Source organism: Chitinibacter sp. FCG-7, assembly GCF_040047665.1.
GTDB lineage: Bacteria > Pseudomonadota > Gammaproteobacteria > Burkholderiales > Chitinibacteraceae > Chitinibacter > Chitinibacter mangrovi.
Genome location: NZ_CP157355.1, coordinates 3,086,713 through 3,110,577, shown reverse-complemented (window position 1 = coordinate 3,110,577; position 23,865 = coordinate 3,086,713). Strand labels below are relative to the sequence as shown.

The 23,865-nt window shown below is 53.7% G+C and carries 28 protein-coding genes and 1 riboswitch; of the genes, 12 read left to right on the top strand and 16 right to left on the bottom strand.

Annotation, left to right across the window (positions count from 1 at the left end):
• Positions 1-110 precede the first annotated feature (110 nt).
• Positions 111-1,217 (bottom strand): aspartate-semialdehyde dehydrogenase, encoded by a 1,107-nt coding sequence (asd, locus tag ABHF33_RS14705; protein ID WP_348944648.1) that lies wholly within the window; start codon positions 1,215-1,217, stop codon positions 111-113.
• 237 nt (positions 1,218-1,454) lie between these two features.
• Here asd and ABHF33_RS14700 point away from each other — a divergent pair, with 237 nt between their 5' ends.
• The 4 genes from ABHF33_RS14700 (at position 1,455) to ABHF33_RS14685 (ending at position 4,216) form a co-directional block, all read left to right on the top strand.
• Complete coding sequence (locus ABHF33_RS14700) at positions 1,455-1,811, top strand: hypothetical protein (protein WP_348944647.1); 357 nt, start codon at positions 1,455-1,457, stop codon at positions 1,809-1,811.
• Entirely contained in the window at positions 1,811-2,263 is a 453-nt protein-coding gene (gene dtd / locus ABHF33_RS14695; RefSeq protein ID WP_348944646.1) for a D-aminoacyl-tRNA deacylase, read from the top strand. The genes ABHF33_RS14700 and dtd overlap by 1 nt, the downstream gene beginning before the upstream one ends.
• A 49-nt stretch (positions 2,264-2,312) precedes the next feature.
• A riboswitch (SAM riboswitch) is annotated at positions 2,313-2,386 on the top strand.
• A 144-nt stretch (positions 2,387-2,530) separates the two neighbouring features.
• A complete protein-coding gene (locus tag ABHF33_RS14690; protein WP_348944645.1) occupies positions 2,531-2,860 on the top strand; it encodes a hypothetical protein in 330 nt (109 codons plus the stop codon).
• A gap of 6 nt (positions 2,861-2,866) precedes the next feature.
• Positions 2,867-4,216: an MATE family efflux transporter gene (locus tag ABHF33_RS14685; protein WP_348944644.1), complete on the top strand. Its 1,350-nt coding sequence runs from the start codon at positions 2,867-2,869 to the stop codon at positions 4,214-4,216.
• A gap of 62 nt (positions 4,217-4,278) precedes the next feature.
• Here ABHF33_RS14685 and ABHF33_RS14680 read toward each other — a convergent pair whose 3' ends face one another.
• The 13 genes from ABHF33_RS14680 to ABHF33_RS14620 all read right to left on the bottom strand — a co-directional run bounded on the left by ABHF33_RS14680 (position 4,279) and on the right by ABHF33_RS14620 (position 13,422).
• Positions 4,279-4,881 (bottom strand): flavin prenyltransferase UbiX, encoded by a 603-nt coding sequence (locus ABHF33_RS14680; protein WP_157669535.1) that lies wholly within the window; start codon positions 4,879-4,881, stop codon positions 4,279-4,281.
• 26 nt (positions 4,882-4,907) lie between these two features.
• Positions 4,908-5,498: a Gx transporter family protein gene (locus ABHF33_RS14675; RefSeq protein WP_348944643.1), complete on the bottom strand. Its 591-nt coding sequence runs from the start codon at positions 5,496-5,498 to the stop codon at positions 4,908-4,910.
• On the bottom strand, positions 5,479-5,862 hold the full coding sequence (locus ABHF33_RS14670) for a NusG domain II-containing protein (RefSeq protein ID WP_348944642.1): 384 nt from the start codon (positions 5,860-5,862) through the stop codon (positions 5,479-5,481). Before ABHF33_RS14670 ends, ABHF33_RS14675 begins: the two co-directional genes overlap by 20 nt.
• Positions 5,852-6,706, bottom strand: coding sequence for an RNase adapter RapZ (gene rapZ / locus ABHF33_RS14665; RefSeq protein ID WP_348944641.1), 855 nt, complete (start codon positions 6,704-6,706; stop codon positions 5,852-5,854). The genes ABHF33_RS14670 and rapZ overlap by 11 nt, the downstream gene beginning before the upstream one ends.
• The gene (gene hprK / locus ABHF33_RS14660) at positions 6,707-7,651 is read right to left on the bottom strand and encodes an HPr(Ser) kinase/phosphatase (RefSeq protein WP_348944640.1); all 945 of its coding nucleotides are present in this window, start codon (positions 7,649-7,651) and stop codon (positions 6,707-6,709) included.
• 82 nt (positions 7,652-7,733) lie between these two features.
• Entirely contained in the window at positions 7,734-8,207 is a 474-nt protein-coding gene (locus tag ABHF33_RS14655) for a PTS sugar transporter subunit IIA (protein WP_348944639.1), read from the bottom strand.
• Positions 8,208-8,311: 104 nt separating this feature from the next.
• A complete protein-coding gene (hpf, locus tag ABHF33_RS14650; RefSeq protein WP_157669530.1) occupies positions 8,312-8,638 on the bottom strand; it encodes a ribosome hibernation-promoting factor, HPF/YfiA family in 327 nt (108 codons plus the stop codon).
• 30 nt (positions 8,639-8,668) lie between these two features.
• Positions 8,669-10,063, bottom strand: coding sequence for an RNA polymerase factor sigma-54 (locus ABHF33_RS14645; protein ID WP_348944638.1), 1,395 nt, complete (start codon positions 10,061-10,063; stop codon positions 8,669-8,671).
• A gap of 23 nt (positions 10,064-10,086) precedes the next feature.
• Positions 10,087-10,809, bottom strand: a complete 723-nt coding sequence (gene lptB / locus ABHF33_RS14640; protein ID WP_157669528.1) for an LPS export ABC transporter ATP-binding protein — start codon at positions 10,807-10,809, stop codon at positions 10,087-10,089.
• Positions 10,806-11,300 carry a lipopolysaccharide transport periplasmic protein LptA gene (gene lptA / locus ABHF33_RS14635; protein WP_348944637.1) on the bottom strand — a complete coding sequence of 165 codons (495 nt, stop codon included), beginning with the start codon at positions 11,298-11,300 and terminating at the stop codon, positions 10,806-10,808. Before lptA ends, lptB begins: the two co-directional genes overlap by 4 nt.
• Positions 11,254-11,853: an LPS export ABC transporter periplasmic protein LptC gene (gene lptC / locus ABHF33_RS14630; protein ID WP_348944636.1), complete on the bottom strand. Its 600-nt coding sequence runs from the start codon at positions 11,851-11,853 to the stop codon at positions 11,254-11,256. The genes lptA and lptC overlap by 47 nt, the downstream gene beginning before the upstream one ends.
• Positions 11,854-11,863: 10 nt before the next feature.
• Positions 11,864-12,379, bottom strand: a complete 516-nt coding sequence (gene kdsC / locus ABHF33_RS14625) for a 3-deoxy-manno-octulosonate-8-phosphatase KdsC (protein ID WP_348944635.1) — start codon at positions 12,377-12,379, stop codon at positions 11,864-11,866.
• A gap of 65 nt (positions 12,380-12,444) precedes the next feature.
• The gene (locus tag ABHF33_RS14620) at positions 12,445-13,422 is read right to left on the bottom strand and encodes a KpsF/GutQ family sugar-phosphate isomerase (RefSeq protein ID WP_348944634.1); all 978 of its coding nucleotides are present in this window, start codon (positions 13,420-13,422) and stop codon (positions 12,445-12,447) included.
• Between the two features lie 168 nt (positions 13,423-13,590).
• On the opposite strand from ABHF33_RS14620, the gene ABHF33_RS14615 reads away from it, so the two are divergent.
• Entirely contained in the window at positions 13,591-15,564 is a 1,974-nt protein-coding gene (locus tag ABHF33_RS14615) for a monovalent cation:proton antiporter-2 (CPA2) family protein (RefSeq protein ID WP_348944633.1), read from the top strand.
• A gap of 240 nt (positions 15,565-15,804) precedes the next feature.
• On the opposite strand, the gene ABHF33_RS14610 is transcribed toward ABHF33_RS14615, so the two are convergent.
• A complete protein-coding gene (locus tag ABHF33_RS14610) occupies positions 15,805-16,956 on the bottom strand; it encodes a Do family serine endopeptidase (RefSeq protein WP_348944632.1) in 1,152 nt (383 codons plus the stop codon).
• A 37-nt stretch (positions 16,957-16,993) separates the two neighbouring features.
• On the opposite strand from ABHF33_RS14610, the gene ABHF33_RS14605 reads away from it, so the two are divergent.
• The 7 genes from ABHF33_RS14605 to ABHF33_RS14575 all read left to right on the top strand — a co-directional run bounded on the left by ABHF33_RS14605 (position 16,994) and on the right by ABHF33_RS14575 (position 22,427).
• Positions 16,994-17,740: a Nif3-like dinuclear metal center hexameric protein gene (locus tag ABHF33_RS14605; protein WP_348944631.1), complete on the top strand. Its 747-nt coding sequence runs from the start codon at positions 16,994-16,996 to the stop codon at positions 17,738-17,740.
• Positions 17,737-18,183, top strand: coding sequence for a hypothetical protein (locus ABHF33_RS14600; protein WP_348944630.1), 447 nt, complete (start codon positions 17,737-17,739; stop codon positions 18,181-18,183). The genes ABHF33_RS14605 and ABHF33_RS14600 overlap by 4 nt, the downstream gene beginning before the upstream one ends.
• Before the next feature lie 130 nt (positions 18,184-18,313).
• Positions 18,314-18,898: a ubiquinol-cytochrome c reductase iron-sulfur subunit gene (gene petA / locus ABHF33_RS14595; protein WP_348944629.1), complete on the top strand. Its 585-nt coding sequence runs from the start codon at positions 18,314-18,316 to the stop codon at positions 18,896-18,898.
• Between the two features lie 11 nt (positions 18,899-18,909).
• Complete coding sequence (locus ABHF33_RS14590; RefSeq protein ID WP_348944628.1) at positions 18,910-20,268, top strand: cytochrome b; 1,359 nt, start codon at positions 18,910-18,912, stop codon at positions 20,266-20,268.
• A 10-nt stretch (positions 20,269-20,278) separates the two neighbouring features.
• Positions 20,279-21,037, top strand: coding sequence for a cytochrome c1 (locus tag ABHF33_RS14585; protein WP_348944627.1), 759 nt, complete (start codon positions 20,279-20,281; stop codon positions 21,035-21,037).
• A gap of 253 nt (positions 21,038-21,290) precedes the next feature.
• Entirely contained in the window at positions 21,291-21,896 is a 606-nt protein-coding gene (locus tag ABHF33_RS14580; protein WP_348944626.1) for a glutathione S-transferase N-terminal domain-containing protein, read from the top strand.
• A gap of 105 nt (positions 21,897-22,001) precedes the next feature.
• A complete protein-coding gene (locus ABHF33_RS14575) occupies positions 22,002-22,427 on the top strand; it encodes a ClpXP protease specificity-enhancing factor (RefSeq protein ID WP_348944625.1) in 426 nt (141 codons plus the stop codon).
• Between the two features lie 83 nt (positions 22,428-22,510).
• Here ABHF33_RS14575 and ABHF33_RS14570 read toward each other — a convergent pair whose 3' ends face one another.
• The gene (locus tag ABHF33_RS14570; protein WP_348944624.1) at positions 22,511-23,848 is read right to left on the bottom strand and encodes an RsmB/NOP family class I SAM-dependent RNA methyltransferase; all 1,338 of its coding nucleotides are present in this window, start codon (positions 23,846-23,848) and stop codon (positions 22,511-22,513) included.
• Between the last annotated feature and the right edge of the window lie 17 nt (positions 23,849-23,865).

Sequence of the window (23,865 nt, the reverse complement as noted above, 5' to 3'; positions counted from 1 at the left end):
GCAAGGCATAAAGAACTAGAATAATCTTGGGATGCGATCAAGCTACTCGCCCCGCAATCATAAAGATCGAGGGAACGAGCAGCTTCAAAGGACTTTATTAAATAGCCGAATTACTTAGCCAGCAAAATCCGCAACATGCGACGCAGCGGCTCAGCAGCGCCCCACAGCAATTGATCGCCAATCACAAACGCGCTGATGTATTCCGGGCCCATATTCAGCTTGCGTACACGGCCAACACCGATATCGAGCTTGCCGGTGATTTGCGCTGGGATCAGCTCTTTCACGCTGACTTCGCGGTCGTTCGGCACCCATTTCACCCAATCGTTACCTGATTTGATAATCGACTCGATTTCAGCCAAAGGCAGGTCGCGTTTCAGTTTGATCGTCAATGCCAAGCTGTGGCAACGCATCGCGCCGATACGTACGCACAAACCGTCAACCGGAATCGTTGCATCCGTGCCGAGGATTTTGTTCACTTCAGCCTGGCCTTTCCACTCTTCTTTTGATTGACCGTTATCGAGTTGTTTGTCGATCCAAGGGATCAAGCCGCCCGCCAATGGCGCGCCAAAGAATTCGGTTGGTACGTCGTTAGAAATCGTATGCGCCACTTTTTTGTCGATTTCCAGAATTGCTGACGATGGCGTTGCCAACGCATCGGCTACCGAGTTGTAAACCACGCCCATGCCTTTGAGCAATTCACGCATATGGTTCGCACCGCCACCAGAAGCAGCTTGGTAAGTCATTGACGACACCCAGTCAACCAGACCTGCTTTAAACAAGCCGCCCATGCCCATCAGCATGATCGAGTTGGTACAGTTACCGCCGATGTAGTTTTTCACGCCTTTAGCCAAAGCGCCCTGGATCACGTCGTCGTTCACTGGATCAAGGATAATGACTGCGTCTTCTTCCATACGCAGCGTTGAAGCCGCATCAATCCAGTAGCCTTCCCAGCCAGCCGCGCGCAATTTCGGGAATACCGCAGTCGTGTAGTCGCCGCCTTGGCAAGAGATAATCACGTCCATCTCGGCCAATTGTGCAATATCGTTAGCGTCTTTCAGGGTGCCAGCGTCTTTGCCAAAATTAGGCGCAGCCTGACCTGCTTGCGATGTGGTGAAAAAGACGGGATCAATCACATCAAAATCGCGTTCTTCCTGCATACGTTGCATCAGGACCGAGCCCACCATACCGCGCCAACCGACTAAACCAACCCGTTTCATGTTCTTTTCCTTATCCGATAACAAAATACCAAGCACTGCCATCTGTGATTTGCGACTGCAATCCAGACTTTTGTCTGTGCTTCAGAGCAAGCCCTTGATATTAGAGAAATTCCGTATATATGGCTAGTTGGAAAAACGCAAGAATCATTCCCCAACTCACAAATTACCCTAAAATTAATATAAAATTTTAAAATTCAAAAGAATTTAGTAAGTAAAAACATGGAGCGAGGTCAAAACATGCAAGAAGCTTCACCCAGAAAATTCAAGCATCCAATGTTGATCGAGGCTCAGCAAAAGCTCGTCACGCAGCAGCTCCAGCGCGATCAGGATGATCTTGCCTTCCGGATCGAAATGGCGCTGATGTCGGGGCAGTCGCGGCAATTGACGCTATTTCTTGAAGACAGCGAAGGGCTGACGTTCTTCCTGCGTCATTTGCTCAAGGATTTGCGGCAACTGCATCAACATGCGCCGCGTGAAGCCGCCAGTCTGCAAGATCGCCTCTTGCAGGGCTTGCCAGACGGACGCCACGACGCTTTTGACAGCCAGCTCAAGATATCGCAGTATCCGCATCTTTCCTCTTTGGCTGTACGTTAATGCGTATTCTCATTCAGCGGGTTAGTTCGGCTCAGGTTACTGTTGCACAGCATGTCATCGGCAAAATTGACCACGGCTTGCTACTACTGCTGGGCGTCACTCATACGGACACCACCGCAGACATTGAACTGCTGGCTAATAAAATTAGTAACTTACGCATTTTTGACGATGAACAGGGGGTCATGAACCGTTCGGTCATTGATGTCGCAGGCGAAGTACTGGCGGTGAGTCAATTTACCTTGTACGCCAGCTGCAAAAAAGGCAATCGCCCCAGCTGGAGTGCCGCCGCACCGGGTGCCATCAGCGAACCTTTATTCGAGCAATTTGTAGCCACACTGGCGCAAAAACTGGGGCGTCCCGTCGCCACCGGGCAGTTTGGTGCCGATATGCAGGTCTCGTTGACCAATAACGGGCCAGTTACCATCTGGCTGGACTCGAAGCAACCTGATTAAGCACGTACGGGAAACTACTAATCTTGACCCTGCTTGCGGTGCGGGGCAGAATAAAACCAGCGCTGAGTTGAAAACAGCTTGCAGGGCGCTTTAAATAATCTGCTAAAGCGTGCATAGCATCCAGCCACGCGAGCCGTGGCTTTTTTATTGCCGTGCTGTTGCGCCTATTAATCGACAACTTGCGGGGCGCGCGGGCCAATCCGGTCCAAATACCGCTAAAGCGTCGGCAGCAAAGGCTGCCGGCAACTTCATTCAGGAGTTTGCCCAATGTACGACTGTTTAGACGATACCAGTGTAAAACGCGCCATACCCGCAGTGACAAAACCAACCCTACCATCCGGCGTACACTTTCAATTGCACCTGCATTACCGGGAACATTCGCGGTTGCTGCTCAAACTGGCACCAGACGCTTCGCCTGCGCAGCTTGGTCTGGCGTATGCCGCAGCGCTCAGCGCCGGGCTGGCCACGCAGAATTTACCCAATGGCAGTGTGCTGATTTTCAAGCTCAATCTGGATCAGGCGCTATCGTTCCAGCTGCGCTTTGCCGATCTGCTGGCCCACTACGAACCCGCACGACATACGCCACACAGTACTTAGGACACCATGTCACTACGAAAAGACGCCAAAGCAACCTGGTTACTGGCCTGGCCAATTATGGTCGGCCAGCTGGCGCAAACAGGAACTGCGTTTGTCGATGCGGTGATGGCTGGCCATGTCTCGGCGGCTGATCTGGCCGCCGTATCGGTGGGGGCGTCGATCTGGACCACGCTGATCGTCACGCTGATGGGTTTATTGCTGGCCATCAGCCCGCTGGCGGCGCAAAAAGTGGGGGCCAATGCCCAGGCCGAATTACCCGGCCTAACCCAGCAGGCCCTGTATCAGGCCATTCTGGCCGGTGGGATCGCCATGCTGATTGCACATGCGGTTTTGCCGGTCTTTGATCACCTCGGCTTGACAGCCGAAGTCGCCGATAAAGCCAAACGTTTTCTAGCCGCAGTGAGCTGGGGTCTACCCGCGCTGGCGATCAGCCGGGTCTTGTATGGCTATAGCTCGGCGCTCAATCAAACCAAACCGATGATGGTGATTGCCTTGATTGCGCTGGCCTTGAATATTCCAGCCAACTGGGTACTGATTTACGGTTATTTTGGCTTTCCAGCGCTGGGTGCAGTCGGTTGCGGCTGGGCCACGGCTTTGTGCATGTGGGTCAGTGCGCTGATGTGGCTGATCTGGATTCGGCATGCGCCGGTATATCGGGGTACTCATCCCTTTGATAAACTCAGGGGTATTGACTGGCAGGCCCAGTGGCAATTGGCCAAGCTGGGCATACCCATTGGGATGATGTTCTTTATCGAAGTCAGTGCCTTCAGCCTGATTGCCCTGCTGATCGCCCGCCTTGGCACCACGGCGGTGGCAGCGCATCAGGTGGCGCTTAATTTTGCCTCACTGCTGTTTATGATTCCAATGGCGATTGGGACAGCGCTCACGGTGCGCGTAGGCCATGCGGCAGGTGCTGGCGACTGGGCCCAAGCGCGGCTGATCGGCCAGAATGGCGTTCGGCTGGGCCTGATTGTGGCCGCTCTGGGCGGCGGCTTGACGATGCTACTGGGCGGCCAGATTGCCCGGCTCTATACCCAGGATGCCGCCGTGCTGGCGCTGGCGACGCAATTGCTGGTGTTTGCCGGATTATTTCAGTTTTCCGATGCCACCCAAGTGGTCGCCAGCGGCGTCTTGCGCGGCTACCAATCGACCCGGCTGCCGATGATGCTGCATTTGCTGGCTTTCTGGTTAATCGGCCTGCCGCTGGGCTATGCACTCACTTTTGGCGTTGGCCCGTTCACCGCACATGGCGCTCAAGGCTACTGGCTGGCGCTGGTGGTGGCCCTAACCTTTGCCGCCTTGTCTTTACTCTGGCTATTCCGCCGCGTCAGCCTCAGCCGACTTTCAAGCTCTTAAAACATTAATTCAGAGTATATGCCTACGGCCAATTCTAATCATAGGCTACAGGGCAATACCCCCTACTCTCCCCAGCGCTGCATCAACTGGTGCGGCACTTGCAACTGATCCAGTATGCGCGCCACAACAAAATCAACCAGATCCGACACCTGCGTCGGATGGTGATAAAAACCTGGGTTGGGCGGCAAAATCACCACGCCCAGCCGGGCGAGCTTAAGCATATTTTCCAGATGAATTGCCGAATACGGTGTCTCGCGCGGCACAACGATCAACGTTTTGCGCTCCTTGATCATCACATCGGCGGCGCGCTCCAAGAGATTATCCGAAGCGCCATTGGCAATCGCCGAGAGCGCACCCATCGTGCACGGCACCACCACCATACCGTCGCCCGGATTGGAGCCCGAAGCCATCGGTGCAAACCATTCCTGCTGGCCATAAACCTGCAATTGCGCCGGATCGGCCAATTGGTACTGCGCGCGCAATAGCTCGGCCAGATCGGCTGCACGCGAGGGCCAGCTCAGGTTCATTTCCTGCTTGGCCACAATCTGCGCCACCGAGGTATACACCAAACGCACTGTGCAGCCTGCAGCCAGCAGGCATTCCAGCGTGCGCAGTCCGTAAGGCAAACCGGATGCGCCAGTAAAAGCCAGAGTAATCGTTTTCATGCCAAATCCTGTCCGGGTCAGTGTGTCTACTGCGTGTGAGCGCTAGCGATTGATGTCGGGGCTTGCGCCGGATATTGCCTGAGCAAACGCTCGGCAATCACGCCGTTCACAAAACCAAATACCAGCGCCATGCCGCTCAACAGCGGGATCAAATAAATAATGCCATCGTGCGGAATCAGCCACAGCCGCGCCAGCAGCAATTGCCCTGCGGTATGCGCCAGCGCGGAGAGCAAGGAAATACTTACCATCCCAAAATGCCGCCGGGGCAAACACTGGCACAGCGCCAACACCAGCAAGCTCAATATACCGCCCGCCAGGCTGAGTGCGAAACCTGGCGAAAATATGCCGCCCAGCACAATACTAGCCCCAAGTATACGCAGGATACTCACCCAGGCAGCGGCTTTCCAGCCCATACGCTCCAGTGCAATCAGCGTCACAATATTGGCCAGGCCCGGCTTCACGCCCGGAATCGGCGATGGAATGCCCGACTCGAGCACACTCAACACAATGGCATACGCGGCCAGGCGCGCAATATAAGCGTCCTGCGGCGTAATCTGGATACGCTTGGGCGCGGTGGTGTGCTTGTTGGTAGTACGCTTAGTAACTGAGGCTGTCATAAGCGCGCGGCTGATGGCCGACGAGTTCGATACTGGTTCGGTTGGGCAGGCAAATTGCACTCTGCCCGGCTTGCTGCAACCACCCGGCCCGCACACAATACTGGCGCGGGCTAGGATCAGCGGCAATCCGCGCCTTGCCCGCCGCGACTTCAACCACGGTTTCACCCAAAGGCCCGGCCACGTGCAAGGTTTTGGCGGCCATCAGATCAAGCTCGGCATACACTTGGCCATCCTGATAAATCCGGACCCGCGTTGCCCGTGGCTGCGCCCAGCTCCAATAAGTCAGCACACCCCATAGCGCGGCCAGTAGCAATAGACACAGCACATCGCCCCATTTCAGCAGCCGCCAGCTTTCAATAACCATCTTGCTCGCGGTGGCGGATCATCACCTGCCGGGAACGGGCAAAATGCCGTTTAAGCTCCTCAGCCAGATACACCGAGCGGTGTTGACCGCCAGTACAACCAATCGCCACGGTGACATAGCTGCGCTGGTCGCGCTCAAATTCGGGCAACCAGCGCTCCAGAAAGCCCAGAATATGCGTCAGATACGGGCCCACGGTGGGCTGGCGCATTAGGAAATCGGCCACCGGCTGATCCATGCCCGTCAGCGGGCGCAAATCGGGGTCGTAATAGGGGTTGGGTAGACAACGCGCGTCAAACACAAAATCGGCATCCAGCGGAATGCCGTGCTTAAAGCCAAATGATTCAAAAATCAGCGTCAGCTTGGCCTTATCCGAGACAATAAAATCACGGATCCACTGCCGCAACTTGGACGCAGCCATACCACTGGTATCAATACAATGCCCCATCTCCCGAATATCACCGAGTACTTCGCGCTCCATCCCAATGCATTCGCTCACAGTGAGCTGGCCATTGGACAGCGGGTGGCTACGGCGACTTTCGGAGTAGCGCTTGATGATGGTTTCATCATTGGCCTCCAGAAACAGCACGCGCACATCCACGTTCAGCTGCAGCAAGGCATCCAGATGTTCGGGCAGGCTGGTCAGGTTATGCGCACTACGGGCATCGACCGCAATCGCCACGCGCGGATAACCATCCAGATCCAGCATGGACACCGCTTGCGGCAACAAAGGCGCGGGCAGATTGTCGAGGCAGTAATAGCCCAGATCTTCCAGCGCCCGCAAAGCCACCGATTTGCCAGCGCCGGACAAACCAGATAACAGAACGACTTGCTGTGGAGTCGGCATTTATTCGCCCATTTCCATAAATTTCTGATGCCGTTCGATAAACTCGCGCGTCGAATCAATCCCGCGCAGCTGCAAAATATAATTGCGCACAGCCGATTCAACCAGCACCGCCAGATTACGCCCGGCGGCCACCGGAATCACCAGCTTGCGGATCGGTACATCCAGAATCGCCTGCGTGGCCGCCTGCATTTGCAAGCGATCGACTGGCGCGAGCGATTCGCCACCGGCTTTGGCCAGATGGATAATCAGCTTCAGGGTTTTTTTCGGGCGCACGGCGGTTTCGCCAAAGATGGTGCGGATATTCAAGACCCCGATCCCGCGCACTTCGAGAAAATCGCGCAACATCGGCGGGCAGCGCCCTTCCAGCGTCTCCGGGTTGGTCCGATAGACCTCGACCACATCATCGGCCACCAGACCGTGGCCGCGCGAAATCAGCTCCAGCGCCAGCTCGGATTTACCCATTGATGACTCACCAGTCAGCAAAACGCCGACCTCCAGCACATCCAGAAATACCCCATGCAGGTGTGTCGATACAGCCAGTGCCTTGCTTAGGTAGTAGCGCAATACCTCCATTAAATACGGAGACTGCTCCGGGCTGGTCAATAAGGGAACATGGTGCCTTTCGGCCGCGTCGCGCAGCGCATCAGGAACAACCTGCCCATTGGCCACGATCATCGCCGCCATTTCGCTGGCAAAAAGCTGATTGAGGCTATTGAGCTGTACATCAGGCGAGAGGCTGTTGACGTAGGCAATCTCGGCAATCCCCAGCACCTGAATCCGGTTCGGGTGAACAAAATTCAAATGGCCAACTAACGAGAGCGACGGTTTTTGCTCGCTGGCGTCATTCGAGAGCAGATTATTGGCCCCAGATTGACCCGCAACCCAGGTCAGGCGCAGTTTTTCGGCGTTATCAATAAATAATTGGCGGGCGGTAATCTGGGGCATACGATTCTCAAAAAAAAACTGCACCGATGAGATGCAGTCTTGATATTAACCAGCTAAGCAAACGGAGTCTAGCTCAATGCAGTTACGCAAAATCGGCGCCGTACGGCAGCCAGTTTGCGATGCGCTCCCACACCAGATGCGGCTCTGGCAAGGTATTGAGCTCTTCGCGCAATTGCTTGTCCGAAAAGAGTTGTGCCAGCTCGGACAGAATCTGCAAATGCAGATCAGTGGCATTGGCAGGCACCAGCAAGACAAAAATCAGCGACACCGGCTTGCCGTCGGGCGCATCAAACGGGATGGGTTCTTTCAGGCGGACAAAAGCACCCGTGGCTTCTTTCAGGCCTTTAATCCGGCCATGCGGAATTGCCACGCCCTGCCCCAAGCCGGTAGAACCGAGCTTTTCGCGGGCAAACAGGCTGTCAAAAATCACGCTGCGCGCAATGCCGTGGCTATTTTCAAACACAATGCCCACGTGCTCAAAAACGCGTTTTTTGCTACCAACGTCTAGATCGAGAAAAACATTGCTCGTTGGCAGAATTTTGGTAATCAGGCTCATGGTCTGTCTGTATTCCCTAGTGGACTGGGTATTGTACTTGCCTTGCTCAGAAACAAAAACGGGAACGACTCGCGGCGTTCCCGTTGTCTTGCTTACGCAACGAATTATTCTTCAATCACCGCTTGGTGTTTGATCGCTTCATTGCGATGAGAAGACATTTTTTCTTTGTGTTTGACCACCTGACGATCCAGCTTGTCCATCAGGACATCGATCGCGGCGTACAAATCTTCCTCAATCGCCTCAACGTGAATGTCTTTGCCGCTCACATGCACTGTGACCTCGGCTTTGTGCTGCAGTTTGTCTACCGTCAGAATCACAGACGCATCGATGACGTTGTCGAAATGACGGATTACGCGTTCGATTTTGCTGCTGACATACTCACGGATAGCTGGAGTAACTTCAAGATGATGACCGCTGATGTTGAGGTTCATATTATTGCTCCTTCGATTTATATCGCCCTGCTACAGGCTTTTGCGCTGACTGGCAGGCGCAATGTTCAGCGCCTCCCGATACTTGGCCACGGTGCGCCGCGCTACTGCGACACCTTGCCTTGCGAGTTCTTCAGTTATAGCACTATCCGATAGGGGTTTCTTCGGATTTTCCTGCGCTACCAGCTGTTTGATCAAAGCCTTGATCGATGTAGCCGAATTTTCGCCGCCGCTGTCGTTTTCAACATGGCTGCCGAAGAAGTATTTGTACTCCAAAACGCCGCGCGGTGTCAGCATAAATTTTTGCGTTGTCACACGAGAAATTGTCGATTCGTGTAATTCCAGCTCGTCAGCAATGTCACGCAAGACCATGGGCTTCATGGCTACTTCGCCATGCTCGAAGAAAGCTTGCTGTCGCGCGACGATCGCTTGGGCTACTCGCAAAATGGTACTGCCACGCTGTTCTATGCTTTTAATCAACCACCTAGCTTCCTGCAAAGCGCCAGCCATGCTCTCGCCAGCTTCACCCTGCAAGAGTCGCGCATACATTTCATTGACTTTAATTTTGGGCTGAGCGGCCTGATTCAAGCGTACAGTCCAGCGGCCACGCAACTTTTGCACCAGCACATCCGGCACCACATAACGTGTTGTATCCGCACCCCAGTTGGCTGCGGGCCGCGGATTAAGGCTGCGAATAATCTGCTGTGCCTGCCGTAACTGATCTTCATCACAATGGAACTGTTTTTTAATCCGTGCAAAGTCACGCACCGCCAACAATTCCAATCCTGCATCAATCAACTGGCGTGCCAATTCATACTCAGGCAAGTGCGGTGCGGACTTCAATTGCAAAAGCAGGCATTCGGACAAAGAACGCGTGCCGATTCCCAGTGGCTCCAGCTGCATCAGATACTGATGGGCGGTGCGCAGCTCATCAACTTCCAGTTCAAACTCCTGCACCAGCTCGTCGGGCAATTGCGCAAAGATCTCGTCCAGCTGCTGCGTCAGCAAACCATCCTCGTCCAGCGCTTCAATGAGCAAAGCGAGCAAAGCATGATCACGCGCCGACAAACCCAGCAGGCGTGCCTGCTGCAGCAAATGGTCGCGTAAAGTCACCTCGATGGCGACACGCAAGGTTGGGTCATGCTCATCGTCATCATCAAAAGAAGCCCCGCTTTTGACTTCGTCCCAGCGCAAACCATCCAGATCATCGCCCTGCTCGGCACTGGTTTCGGCAGTATCTGGTGCCTGCTCGGCTGCTTCAGGCTGATCAGCCGTGTCTTCACGTTCAAGCAAAGGGTTATCTGCGAGGTATTGTTCGATTTCCTGATTGAAATCGAGCGTAGACAGTTGCAGCAGCTTGATCGACTGCTGCAACTGGGGCGTGAGATTGAGCTGCTGCGACATGCGCAGCTGCAGTGATTGCTTCATAAATCCAGCGATAATATAAAAAACTACATGCGGAAATGCTCGCCCAGGTACACGCGGCGGACTTCTTCATTATTCACGATCTCGGCCGGTTTGCCAGCGGCCATCACGGCACCTTCCGAGATAATATAGGCGCGATCGCAAATCCCTAGGGTTTCACGCACATTGTGATCGGTAATCAACACACCGATACCGCGCTCTTTCAGAAAACCGATAATGCGCTGAATATCGATTACCGCGATAGGGTCAACGCCGGCAAAGGGCTCATCGAGCAAGACAAACTGCGGGTTGGACGCCAGAGCACGGGCAATTTCAACCCGACGGCGCTCGCCACCCGACAAGCTCATCGCGCTACTGTCGCGCAAATGTCCGACGTGCAGATCGTGCAATAACTCATCTAGCCGCTCGTCAATTTGCGCTTTGTCGTCATAGTGCAACTCCAGCACGGCTTTGATATTTTCGGCCACGGTCATTTTGCGAAAAATCGACGCTTCCTGCGGCAAATAGCCCAGCCCCAAGCGAGCACGTTTGTGGATGGGCTGGCGGCTGACATCGACACCATCGAGCTCAATCGAGCCCTGATCCATATTGACCAGCCCGACAATCATGTAAAAGCTGGTGGTTTTGCCCGCACCATTGGGGCCAAGCAGGCCAACCACTTCACCGCGGCTGACTTCGAGCGATACATCGCGGACTACGGTGCGTTTTTTATAGGTTTTTTGCAAATGCTGGGCTTTTAATGTGCTCATTGCGACGCGTCTTTCTTTTTCGGAGTCAAAGTAATGTTCACGCGGCCACCTGCCTTGCTCAGCGCTTGGTAATACTCGGTATTCATATCGTAGGTAATGGTGTCGCCAACGACCATATCCTGATTACGCTTGATCCAGGCTTTATCCATCAGCACCATCAGGCCTTTGGCACCGTCATAGTCAAAGCGCAGCGCTTCAGCGTCGAGCATTTCACCCGAGTCGAGTTTTTGCTTGAAGCGTACCGGACGCCCCTCACCTTTGGCGTACTGATTACCCTGTTCATCCTGACGGGTAGTGAGTTTGTCAGCACGCATAATCATCGTTCCCTGAGTGACGACCACATTGCCGGTGCAGACGCTTTGCTGGGTTTTCTGGTCCAGCGCACAATTATCAGCCACGATATTCATCGGCTTGTCACGGTCAGCCGTTTCTGCAACAGCCAGATTACTGAGCAGCAGTGCCAACAAGGGCAGTACGAGCGGTCGGAACATAAGTCATTTTTACCTTAGATTTTAAAATTAGCGTTTGTGCATTGTTGTCAGCGACAAATCCGACAGCTTCAGCATGATGCGGGCCCATATCGGCAACTACCGGGGCATTTGAGCTGGCTTGCTGACTGGCCTGATCAAGCCAGATATCCCGGCTGCGGATCAGCAAGGCCGCTTGCCCGTTAAAGGGCGCGCGCTCTAAGCGGGTCTGACCATAAAACCAGACCTGAGATGCTTTCAAAATACTTTTACCACGCTCGCCAGTCACAGTGATTACTGGTTTTCCCGGCTCGGTCTGAATCAGTTTGGGCTGCTCAAACAACATGGTGTCTTGCTGCTGAATATGCCTTACTTCTGCCGCGATCAACTCGGAGCGCTTTAAACCCTGCTCGTCAAAACGCACCAGTACGCCACGTTGGGTAATCATGTCGGGCGAATCTGGGCTCACCGCTTTTTGCGCGACAACGTCGATGGCCGCACGACTCAAACCCCAAATGAGTGCCGCAACCAGCAGCAGCAGCATCAGGGGCAAAGCCCATATGGTTAAACTGCGCAAAATGAGTGCCTTATTCCAGATAAGGAGCCATGGCGGCATCCCAAGTGTTCTGACTCTGCATGATCAGCTCGCAAACTTCACGCACCGCGCCATGCCCGCCCTGCCGCCCGGTTACATAGTGGGCGTACTGTTGCACCAGCTCTGGCGCAGCCGGGACCGAGACGGCAAATGCCACACGGCGCATCACGGGCAGATCAATCACGTCGTCGCCCATATAGCCGCAATCCTGCGCGCTAAGGCCCACTTCGGCCAGCAGGGACTGAAATGACGCCAGCTTGTCGTGCGCCCCCTGATGAACATAATCAATCCCCAGGTTGCGTGCGCGATGCGCGACCAGCTGCGATTGCCGTCCGGTAATAATGGCCAGCTTAACGCCGCTGTTTTGCAGCATTTTCAGGCCATGACCATCGAGCGAATTAAATGCCTTGAGCTCTTCGCCCGCATCGGTGAAATACAAACCGCCATCGGTCATGACACCATCGACGTCAAAAATCATTAATTTTACTTGCTTGGCTTGCTCGATCATTTTTCTTTTACTCAGGGTATATCATTGAAAGCATTATGAACAATACGGTACAGGGCAATACCCCGCTAAACCACCCGAGCACGCAATAGGTCGTGCATATTGATTGCCCCGACCAGCCGCCCCTCATCCAGAACGAGCAAACCGTTGATGCGCCGCTCTTCCATAATGGCCGCCGCCTCGGCGGCCAGGCGCTGAGCCTCTATGGTAGCAGGATTGCGCGTCATTACCGTCGCAACCGACGTGGCACGCAAGTCATAGTCGTGATCCAGTGTGCGGCGCAAATCGCCATCGGTGTAGATGCCTTGCAAATGGCCAGCAGCGTCAACGACCGCCGTCATGCCCATGCCTTTGCGACTGATTTCCAGCAAGGCATCGCGCAAGCTCATATTCTCCTGCACCACCGGTAAAGCAGCGCCACCGTGCATCAAATCGCGAACATGCACCAGCAGGCGACGGCCCAGACTGCCGCCCGGATGCGACAAGGCAAAATCATCAGCCTGAAAACCGCGCGCCTCCAGCAAGGCAATCGCCAGCGCATCACCCAGCGCCAAAGCCGTCGTCGTGCTGGCGGTTGGCGCCAGATTGTGCGGACAGGCCTCCTCGGCAATCGCCACATCCAGGTGTACCTGGGCCTCCACCGCCAATGTCGATTTGGCCTGCCCGGTCATCGAGACAATCGGCACCGCCAGACGCTTCAAACTGGGCAAAATAGCCAGCAACTCGTCGCTTTCGCCCGAGTTGGACAAGATCAGTACCAGATCTTGCCGGGTAATCATGCCCAGATCGCCGTGCGCCGCCTCCGCCGGATGAACAAACATTGCTGGCGTGCCAGTGCTGGCCATCGTTGCCGCAATTTTACGGGCAATATGGCCGGATTTGCCCATCCCCATCACCACAACTCGCCCTGTGATCGACAGGATTAATTCACAGGCACGATTAAACAACGCTTCATCCAGCCGCGCGGAAATCGATTCAATTGCCGCAGCTTCCACCGCCAAAACCCGGCGGGCGCAACGATAAGCATTTTGCATCACTTCAACCATGGCCTTAATTTTTGAGCCCGAATTATAAAAGACCTCGGCACTTGATGACAGCCATACGCTATAAATACCATTTTCTTCAGTTATACTTACATCAAACAAATCGGCCTTCCAATCCTTTTACAGGCTGATCCCTCCTTCATCCTGACTCACTGAGAAGCGTCCAGCGGCATGTCGTCCATTTTGCAAAATTTGCTCCTTCTGTTGGCGATTGCCGTCGTAACGGTGGTCATCTGCCGCAAAATCAAGCTGCCGCCGATGCTGGGCTATCTGCTGATCGGCATGGTGATTGGCCCTCATGCACTGGGGATGATTCCTTCCAGTGAAGAAGCCAGCCATCTAGCCGAATTTGGTGTGGTTTTTCTGATGTTTACGCTGGGACTGGAATTTAATCTGGCCAAACTCAAGGCCATGCGCCGCACGGTATTTGGCCTGGGTCTGAGCCAGGTGCTATCCATTCTGCTGCTGGTTGGCGCCATTGTCATGCTGTTTGGCATGAGCTGGCAGGTTGGGCTGGCTTTGGGCGCAGCCATGGCGATGTCATCAACCGCCATGGTGTCCAAACTACTCTCAGATCGGAATGAATTGAACGCGCCGCACGGGCAGAATGCGTTTGGCATTTTGCTGTTTCAGGATCTGGCTGTGGTCCCTTTTCTGATCATGATCCCGGTTCTAAGTCAACCGACCGAGCAATTGGCCGCCTCGCTGAGCTTTGCCGCGCTTAAAATCATCGTTGTACTTACATTATTACTCTGGCTGGGACAAAAACTAATGCGGCCCTGGTTCAATCTGGTGGCCAAACAGCATTCGAGCGAGCTGTTCATGCTCAACATCCTGCTGATTACTTTGGGGATTGCCTGGCTGACCGAACTGGCGGGGCTTTCGCTGGCGCTGGGCGCGTTTCTGGCGGGCATGCTGATTGCCGAGACCGAATATCGCTATCAGGTTGAAGACGACATCCGCCCATTCCGAGATTTATTGCTCGGCCTCTTTTTTGTCACCGTCGGAATGAACCTCGATTTCGCAATTTTGCTGGCGCAGTGGCCACTCATTCTGGCGCTGGTGGTCTTGCTCGGCCCGGTCAAAATCATGATTATCGCTGGCTTGGCCCGCCTGTTTGATCATTCTCCCGGCACGTCCTGGCGCACGGGGTTTGCCCTGGGTCAGGGTGGCGAGTTTGCATTTGTTTTGCTGGCACTGGCCGCCGGGCAGAACTTCATGCCCTCCGCACTACTGCAAAGCACGGTGGCGGCGATCATTCTGTCGATGATGATTACGCCATTTCTGATCGAGCATTCAGACAAATTGGTACTGCGGCTGGCCAGCTCAGAATGGATGAATCTGGCCGCCAATCTGCATCAGATCGCCGTGCGCAGCATGGCCAATACCGGGCATGTCATCTTGTGCGGCTATGGGCGTAGCGGTCAATCCTTGGGACGGATTCTGCACTCGGAGAATATCCATTTTTTCGCGCTCGATCTGGACCCGGAAAAAGTGCGTGAAGCGGGTGCAGCGGGCGAGTCAGTGGTGTTTGGCGACGCTGCCAAGCGTGAAGTGCTGATTGCCGCAGGGCTGATGCGCGCCCGCGCCTTGATTGTGACGTATGCCGATACGCATTCGGCGATGAAAATACTGGAAATGGTGCACCAGATCCGCCCTGAGCTGCCAGTGATTGTGCGCACGCAGGATGATAACGACATTGATTTGCTTAAAAATGCCGGCGCGGCCGAAGTGGTCGCCGAAATCATGGAAGGCAGCCTGATGCTGGCCTCGCATACGATGATGCTGCTGGGTGTACCTCTCAACCGGGTGGTGCGCCGGATTCGTGAAGTGCGGGAAGCGCGCTACCAGCTGATTCGCGGCTTTTATCGCGGCTCGAACGAAGAAAACGAAGATTCAGATCGCCACCAGCCCCGCCTGCATACGGTGCAGCTGACACAAAGCGCACATGCGATTGGTTACACCATCGGCGAATTGGCGCTCAACCAGCTGCATGTGGAAGTGCGCAGCATCCGGCGTAAAAACCAGGCCTCTACCGAGCCTAGCAACGATTTCCAGCTACAAAACGGCGATGTGATGGTGCTACTGGGTGTGCCCGAAAATCTGGCCGCCGCCGAAATACTGCTGCTTCAAGGTAATCGCTAAGGCTACTTGATCTTCGAGTCGATTGACTACTCCGATGGCGATGCCCTCACTCTGGCGCATAAGGGGTTTGAACGCTGAATTGACATAAGCAGCCGCACACACCACCACCGTGGGTATATCGCTACAAGCAAAATGCAGAATGATGTACAGAGCAATACCCTAACAAAAAACAAAAGCCCCTCAATAAAACAGGCCTGATGATTAAAACCAATCAGGCCTGATCGCGATTTGAGCAAGCACTTAGTTGCGATTGAACTTGGGTCGCTTGCCGATGAGCACACGGGCTTCTACCGTCTCGCCCTGCCGCACATACACCAGCGGCACATCCTGCTCGGGCTTGAGCGCAGAAATGATATTGAGCATTCTGGCCGAATCACCCACCTCCTTGCCATCAATCGACAGCAAAACATCACCCGGTCTGATACCAGCCTTCGCCGCCGGGCCATTGCGCACCACCCCAGCAATCAGCGCACCGCGCGTGTCTTTCAAGCGAAACGATGAAGCCAGCTCGGCACTCACGTCCTGCACCTCAACGCCCAGCCAGCCGCGCGTCACACTGCCATCCTTGATCAGCGCTTCCATAATCTGCTTGACTGTCGTAGCTGGAATGGCAAAGCCAATGCCGAGCGAGCCGCCGGTTTTGGAATAAATTGCCGTATTGATCCCCAGCAAATCGCCACGGGTATCGATCAGCGCGCCACCCGAGTTGCCCGGATTAATCGCCGCATCAGTCTGGATGAAATTCTCGAAGGTATTAATGCCCAGCTCTGAGCGCCCCAGCGCCGAAACAATCCCCATCGTCACCGTCTGACCGACGCCAAACGGATTACCGATGGCCAGAACCACGTCGCCAATTTCCACTTTGTCAGCATCGGCAAAGCTGATGGCAGGCAAATCGGGTAAATCAATTTTAATCACCGCAATATCAGTATCCGGGTCACTGCCAATCAGCTTGGCTGAGGCCGTTCGCCCGTCAGAGAGCGCCACTTCAATTTCATCAGCGGCTTCAACCACGTGATTATTGGTCACGATATAGCCCTGTTCGGACACCAGCACGCCCGAACCGAGGCTGGATGGCCGTTGGGCTTCGTCGCCCAGACCACGCTCGCCAAAAAAGCGCCGGAACAAAGGATCATTCAGCAAAGGATTGCGCGGCTGGCGGGCTTGCTGCGAGGTAAAGATATTCACCACCGAGGGTTTTGCTTTTTTGGCGGCGGCGCTATACGAAAGCTCGGCGGGCGCAGAAGCGGCGGCAAGTGTCTCTTTTACCGTCACAACCGGGGTCTGTGGAGCCACCGGAAAGCGCCATTCAGGCTTTAATAGCGTCAGCAAAAACCAGACCGCCAGACCGATCGTGGTGGTTTGTGCGAAAATAAGCCAAAGTTTTTTCATATCACGTTTATCTTTATGCGCAGGTTCAAATAAATAAATGCAACGTCAAGAACTGGAAAATTATATCGGACAACTGCTTGCAGTGGCACGATTCAAAGATTACGCACCCAATGGTTTACAAATTGAGGGCAAAGACCAGATTCACAAGATCGTGACCGGCGTCACCGCATCGCTTGCGCTGATTGAAGCAGCCATTGAGCACGGCGCCGATGCAATTCTGGTTCATCACGGCTATTTCTGGAAAGGCGAAGAGCAAATCATTACCCGCACCAAAAAGCAGAGAATCAGCAAATTGTTGCTCAATGACATCAATCTGTTTGGCTATCACTTACCGCTGGATGCACACGAAACCTTGGGCAATAACGCCCAGCTGGCGCAAAAACTGGGGTTGATCCCAACTGGGCGGTTTGGTGAGCAGGAACTGGCATGGCGCGGCGAGCTGCCTGTCCCGATGTCGCTAGATACCTTTAGCCAGCATATTGTACTGCAACTGAATCGCACGCCGCTGACGATTGGCGAGGCCAGCAAGCCCGTGCAACGCATCGCCTGGTGCACTGGCGGCGCGCAAAGCTATTTCCGGGAAGCCAGCAATCTGGACATTGACTGCTTTATTACTGGCGAAGCATCCGAATTTGTCACCCATCTGGCCAGAGAAAGTGGCGTGGCCTATATCGCTGCTGGGCACCATGCAACTGAACGCTACGGCATCAAAGCACTCGGCCAGCATCTGGCCGAAGAATTCGGCCTCGAACACCTTCATCTTGACCTGGACAATCCGGTATGAAAATCAAACTCCAACACGGTATCGCGCTGACCTGCTGCGCACTGATGGCAGCGTGCGCCTCCCCCGGCAAAGTAGCGCCGCCCAGCGCCACACCTGCGCCCACGACGACCAAAATGCCAAACCCTAAAGTAGGCGTGCTGGTCATTGGCCGCAGCAGCAAGGCCATTATCGAAGATATTGTCAGCTATCGTAGCAGCAAGGGCATGAAGATTCTGGTGCGCACGCCAACCTATATTGAATTTTCTTCCGCAATTGGCAAGGCCAATATCCCGACCGAAGCGCGAATCCAATACACACTGAACAGCAGCGCACAAGGCTGGGTGCTCAGTGCCAAAGTGCTGCAAATCAGCTACCCGGGAACGAAAAAAGAAAAAATCGAAGAAATAACGGCGCATGTGCAGGACAAATTAAATGAAGAATTGGCGCGCTACGCGACCAATTAAAGCCGCGTTTTGAACTTTATTTTGCAAAAGCGCCGCCAAGACGCATCAGAGAGCTTTAAGTTCCGCACTGCTTTCGGGTAGAATTTGGCGGTTTAAGAATATTGCGTTCCTACAAATCAGGGATTGGGTTATGAGTGAGCAGCAAGTAGATAATAGCAAGCGGCGATTTTTATTAATTGCCTCCAGCGCAGTGGGCGCGGTTGCGACGGCAGGGGTAGCCATACCTTTTGTCGCCAGCTTTTTTCCTTCCGAGCGTGCAAAAGCAGCCGGGGCTCCGGTCGAGGTCGATGTTAGCAAACTCGAACCTGGCCAGAAGATCACTGTCGAATGGCGTGGCAAACCGGTGTGGGTGGTCAATCGCACCCCCGAGATGCTGAAGAACCTGCCTAAAAATGACCCCAAGCTGCTCGATCCAAAATCGGATGCCAGCGAACAACCCGAGTATTGCCACAATGCAACCCGGTCGATCAAACCGGAAATCTGGGTTGCAACAGGCGTATGTACTCACCTGGGCTGTTCACCCACTTTCCGCCCGGATCTGGCCCCGGCCGATCTGGGTGCAGACTGGGTTGGCGGTTTTTATTGCCCCTGTCATGGCTCCAAGTTTGACTTGGCTGGCCGCGTCTTCTCTGGCGTCCCAGCTCCGATCAACTTGGTTATCCCTCCGCATAAATACCTTTCCGACACGACGATTCTGGTCGGCGAAGACAAATAAGGGGCTAAGTCATGAGCATTCAATTAAACGCTGTACCGGAAAAGGTATTGAACTGGGTCGACGAGCGCTTTCCGCTCACTAGCACCTGGAAAGCCCACGTTTCCGAGTATTACGCACCAAAAAACTTCAATTTCTGGTATTTCTTCGGTTCGCTGGCCATGTTGGTGCTGGTGATCCAGATCGTCACCGGTATTTTCCTGACGATGAACTACAAACCCGATGGCAACCTGATCCCGGGCACCAATATTTCGGTGGCCTTTGCATCAGTTGAATACATCATGCGTGACGTGGCGGGTGGCTGGATTATCCGTTACATGCACTCAACGGGCGCGTCGATGTTCTTCGTCGTCGTTTACCTGCATATGTTCCGTGGCTTGATTTACGGTTCATACAAGCAACCGCGTGAATTGGTTTGGGTGTTCGGCGTACTTATTTTCCTGATCTTGATGGCTGAAGCATTCCTGGGCTACCTGTTGCCTTGGGGTCAGATGTCATTCTGGGGTGCGCAGGTGATTGTGAATCTGTTTGCGTCAATCCCGGTGATCGGCCCGGATCTGTCAGTACTGATTCGTGGTGACTTTGTGGTTTCTGATGCCACACTGAACCGCTTCTTTGCACTGCATGTGATTGCTGTGCCGCTGGTGTTGCTGGCCTTGGTGGTTGCGCACTTGGTTGCACTGCACGAAGTGGGTTCGAACAACCCTGATGGCGTTGAAATCAAGAAAAACAAAGATCCGGTGACGCACATTCCGCGCGATGGTATCCCGTTCCACCCTTATTACACGGTAAAAGACGTGTTTGGCGTGGCGGTATTCCTGGCAGTATTCTGCGGCGTACTGTTCTTTGCCCCGGAAATGGGCGGCTTCTTCCTGGAACACCCTAATTTCGACCCTGCTGACGCACTGAAAACACCAGCGCATATCGCACCCGTATGGTATTTCACGCCGTTCTACGCCATCTTGCGCGCAATCCCGTCTTTCTTGGGTACGCAAGTTTGGGGTGTACTGGGCATGGGTGCAGGGGTAGTGATTCTGGCCTTCCTGCCATGGCTCGATCGCTCCCCAATCAAATCAATTCGCTACCGTCCGACTAGCTTCAAAGTCATGCTGGTATTGTTCTTGATTTCGTTTATCGGTCTGGGCATCTTGGGTGCGAAACCAGCAACGGATTTCCGTACAGTGGTTTCACAAGTATTGAGTATTGTTTACTTTGCCTTCTTCCTGGGTATGCCGTTCTATACCAAGAACGAGAAGCCTTGCGCGCCAATACCTGAGCGTGTGACTTTCTCGACCGGCAAACAGCAGATGATGTTCATTGTTTACGTCGCCATCGCGGTGGTTGGCGCTTATCTGTTCGGCACATTCATCTAAGGAGACAGCCATGAAAAAAACACTCGCTAGCCTCCTCACCGTTGCCAGTCTGGCATTGTCTACCCATGTACTGGCTGCCGGTGCAGGTGTACCGCTGGACAAAGCGCCGATCGACCCAAGCAATGCAGAAAGCCTGCAACGCGGTGCACAGACCTTTGTGAATTACTGTCTGTCTTGCCACGGTGCAGCGGTGATGCGCTATAACCGCTTGCAGGATATTGGCCTGACCGAAGATCAGATCAAAAACAACCTGATGTTCACCACTGACAAAGTGGGTGAGCAAATGAAAGTGGCGATGGCCGCTAAAGATGGTAAGAACTGGTTTGGTGCGACACCACCCGATCTGAGCCTAATCGCCCGTTCACGCGGCACCGACTGGCTTTATACCTATCTGCGCACTTTCTACCGTGATGAGACCCGCCCTACTGGCTGGAACAATCTGGTGTTTGATAAAGTCGGCATGCCGCACGTTCTGTGGGAATTGCAAGGCGAGCAGATTCTGCACGTTGAAGGCGAAGGTGAGCACGCCAAGAAAACGTTGAAACTGGTTAAGCCTGGTACATTAACCCGTGGCGGCGAAAATGGTCAGTTTGATAATCACGAATACGATCAACGTATTGGTGATCTGGTCAACTACCTTTCATATATGGCTGAGCCGACTCAGGTGAAGCGCGAGCAGATCGGTTACGGCGTGCTGCTGTTCCTGATTTTGTTCCTGATCCCAATCACCTACTTGCTGAAAAAAGAATACTGGCGCGATGTGCATTAATTTGCAGCTTCAGTAACGAATCAAAAGGGCGGATTTTCCGCCCTTTTTTACGGGTATATCATCTCAATTAATATACAGCAAGGCTTTCCAGCCAATACCCCCAACAAAAATCAAATCCAAGCAGGTAATAAGCACACAGAGCCAAATTTGCGACTTTTCACTTAATAATCATCAGCTTATCGGTGTTTTCGTAGCTATTGCAGCGCAATATCATTACAATTGCGCCTTGCTACTCACAAAGGACATACACGCCATGATGAAGTTGTACTCTGGTACTTCCTGCCCATTCAGCCACCGCTGCCGCATTGTGCTATTTGAAAAAGGCATGGACTTTGAAATTCTCGATGTGGATATTCATAGCAAACCAGAAGATCTGGCGATCATGAATCCGTACAACGAAGTGCCCGTACTGGTTGAACGTGATTTGCAACTGTATGAATCAAACATCATCAATGAATATATTGACGAGCGTTTCCCACACCCGCAATTGATGCCAGCTGATCCAGTCATGCGCGCCCGTGCCCGCCTGATGCTGTTCAATCTGGAGCGCGAGTTGTTTATCCATCTCAGAACACTGGAAGATAGCAGCTCCAAAAAAGCCCAGCTGGAAGCTGCCCGTGCGGCAATCCGCGACAATCTGACACAAATCGCCCCGATCTTCACCAAGCAGAAATTCATTCTGGGCGAAGAGTTCTCGATGCTTGACGTGGCAATTGCCCCATTGCTGTGGCGTTTTGAGCACTACGGCATTGAAGTGACCAAAGGTCTGGTACCAGTGATGAAATATGCAGAACGTATTTTTAGCCGCGAAGCCTTTATTGAATCGTTGACCGCCAACGAAAAAGCCATGCGCAAATAATTCAAAGCCCCGTACGCGGGGCTTTTTGCTGCATGCTTGATTTACACCGAAGCAATGTAAGCCTGCTACAATTGCAAAATACTTTCTTCTTTTGCGGGGCCGACCATGCACACTGTATCGACCAAACCGTATTTACTACGCGCCATTCATGAATGGTGCTCCGACCAAGGTTTCACGCCATACTTGGTTGTCGCCGTACGCGGCAAAATGCAAGTGCCTATGGAATACGTCAAAAATGGTGAGATTGTGCTCAATGTGAGTTACAACGCTTGCCGCAATCTGACCATTGCCAATGACTTTATCAGCTTCTCAGCGCGCTTTAATGGCATATCGCGCGATATTGAAATCCCGGTGGGTGCTGTGATTTCAATTTTCTCGCGCGAAAATGGTGAAGGCATGGGCTTTGAATACGAGGGCAACGAGGCTGCTGGTGAACCGGAATCAGCACCGGAATCCAGCCCTCACGATGAGCCGCCGCAAGATCCGCCACCACGCCCAAACGGACGCCCGCAACTGCGTGTTGTGAAGTAGGCATCACCTTCTGCCGACACCATCGACCAATAAAAAAAACCCGCTTAAAGCGGGTTTTTTTTATTTAATCCAATCTGCATGTATTACTCAGCCACCTCATCCTCAGCCGACAACATGGCCGATTCTTCCTGTGCTTTGGCTTTTTCGACCGAAACACGCTGCAGCACCGCAGCAAAGAAAGCATCGGTCTGATGCTGCTGCGGCGTCAATTGCAGGAACTCATCGCTCAAGGCAATCTCAACGCGCTCTTTGGCCAGCAGTTCGCGTGCGTCGAGCAGCTGAAAATCAGGATGCGTCGCCAGAAACTCACGCACAATGGCCTGATTTTCACTGTGCAAGAAGCTGCAAGTAGCATACACAAGGCGGCCACCATTTTTCACCAGACGCGCTGCTGACTTCAGAATAGCGCGCTGTTTCTCATTCAACTCAGCCACACTGCTCGCCGACTGGCGCATTTTCAGGTCTGGATTACGGCGCAGCGTACCCATGCCGGAACACGGCGAATCAACCAGCACGACGTCCATTTTGCCAGCCAGACGCTTGATCTTCTGATCGGTTTCCGACGCAATCAGCTGTGGATTCACATTCGATAGGCCAGAGCGCGCCAGACGCGGTTTTAAGTTGGCCAGCCGTTTTTCCGATACATCAAAGGCATACAAACGGCCAGTATTTTGCATCATCGCACCGAGCAATAAAGTCTTACCGCCAGCACCGGCGCAGAAATCCGTCACCATCTGGCCACGTTTCACGCCCGATAACAAACCGAGTAGCTGGCTGCCTTCATCCTGCACTTCAACACGGCCTTCGATAAAGCACTTGTATTTGTTGATTGCGGGCTTGCCTTCCACACGCAAACCCCAAGGTGAATATGGCGTTGGCGTGGTGTTGATATCGCCTGCGGCTTTCAGCTCGGCGGCAACGGCTTCGCGCTTGGCCTTAATGCTATTGACGCGCACATCCAGTGGCGCAGGCTGCAACATGGCCAGGCCCATAGCCAGAATCTGCTCTTCCGTCTGACCTTCGGCCAGCATAGCATCAACCAGCCATTGGGGTATAGCCGCACGCACGTTGAGTGGCGCGTCACGTAGCGCCATACCCTTCATCGCACCGGCACGCTCTTTGTCTTCATCGGTAAATACCGCTGGCAGCTCGCGCACATTCAGATGCTTGATCCGGGTAAAGTAAGCCAGCAGCAATTCACGCGTACTGGCCAGGCGCGCCTCGCTACTGCCTGCCAGCCATTCGAGCTGCGGCAAATGGCGCAGCATGCTAAATACGGTTTCCGCAATGACAGCCCTATCTTTATGCCCTAAATCCTTGTTTTCGCGAAAATGGCGCGAGACCACGGCATCTGCAGGGGCGTTAAAACCCAGCGCCGAATTCAAAATATCAAGCGTGGCAGATAATTGCTTTGGTGTCATAAATACTCTCTTTTTTC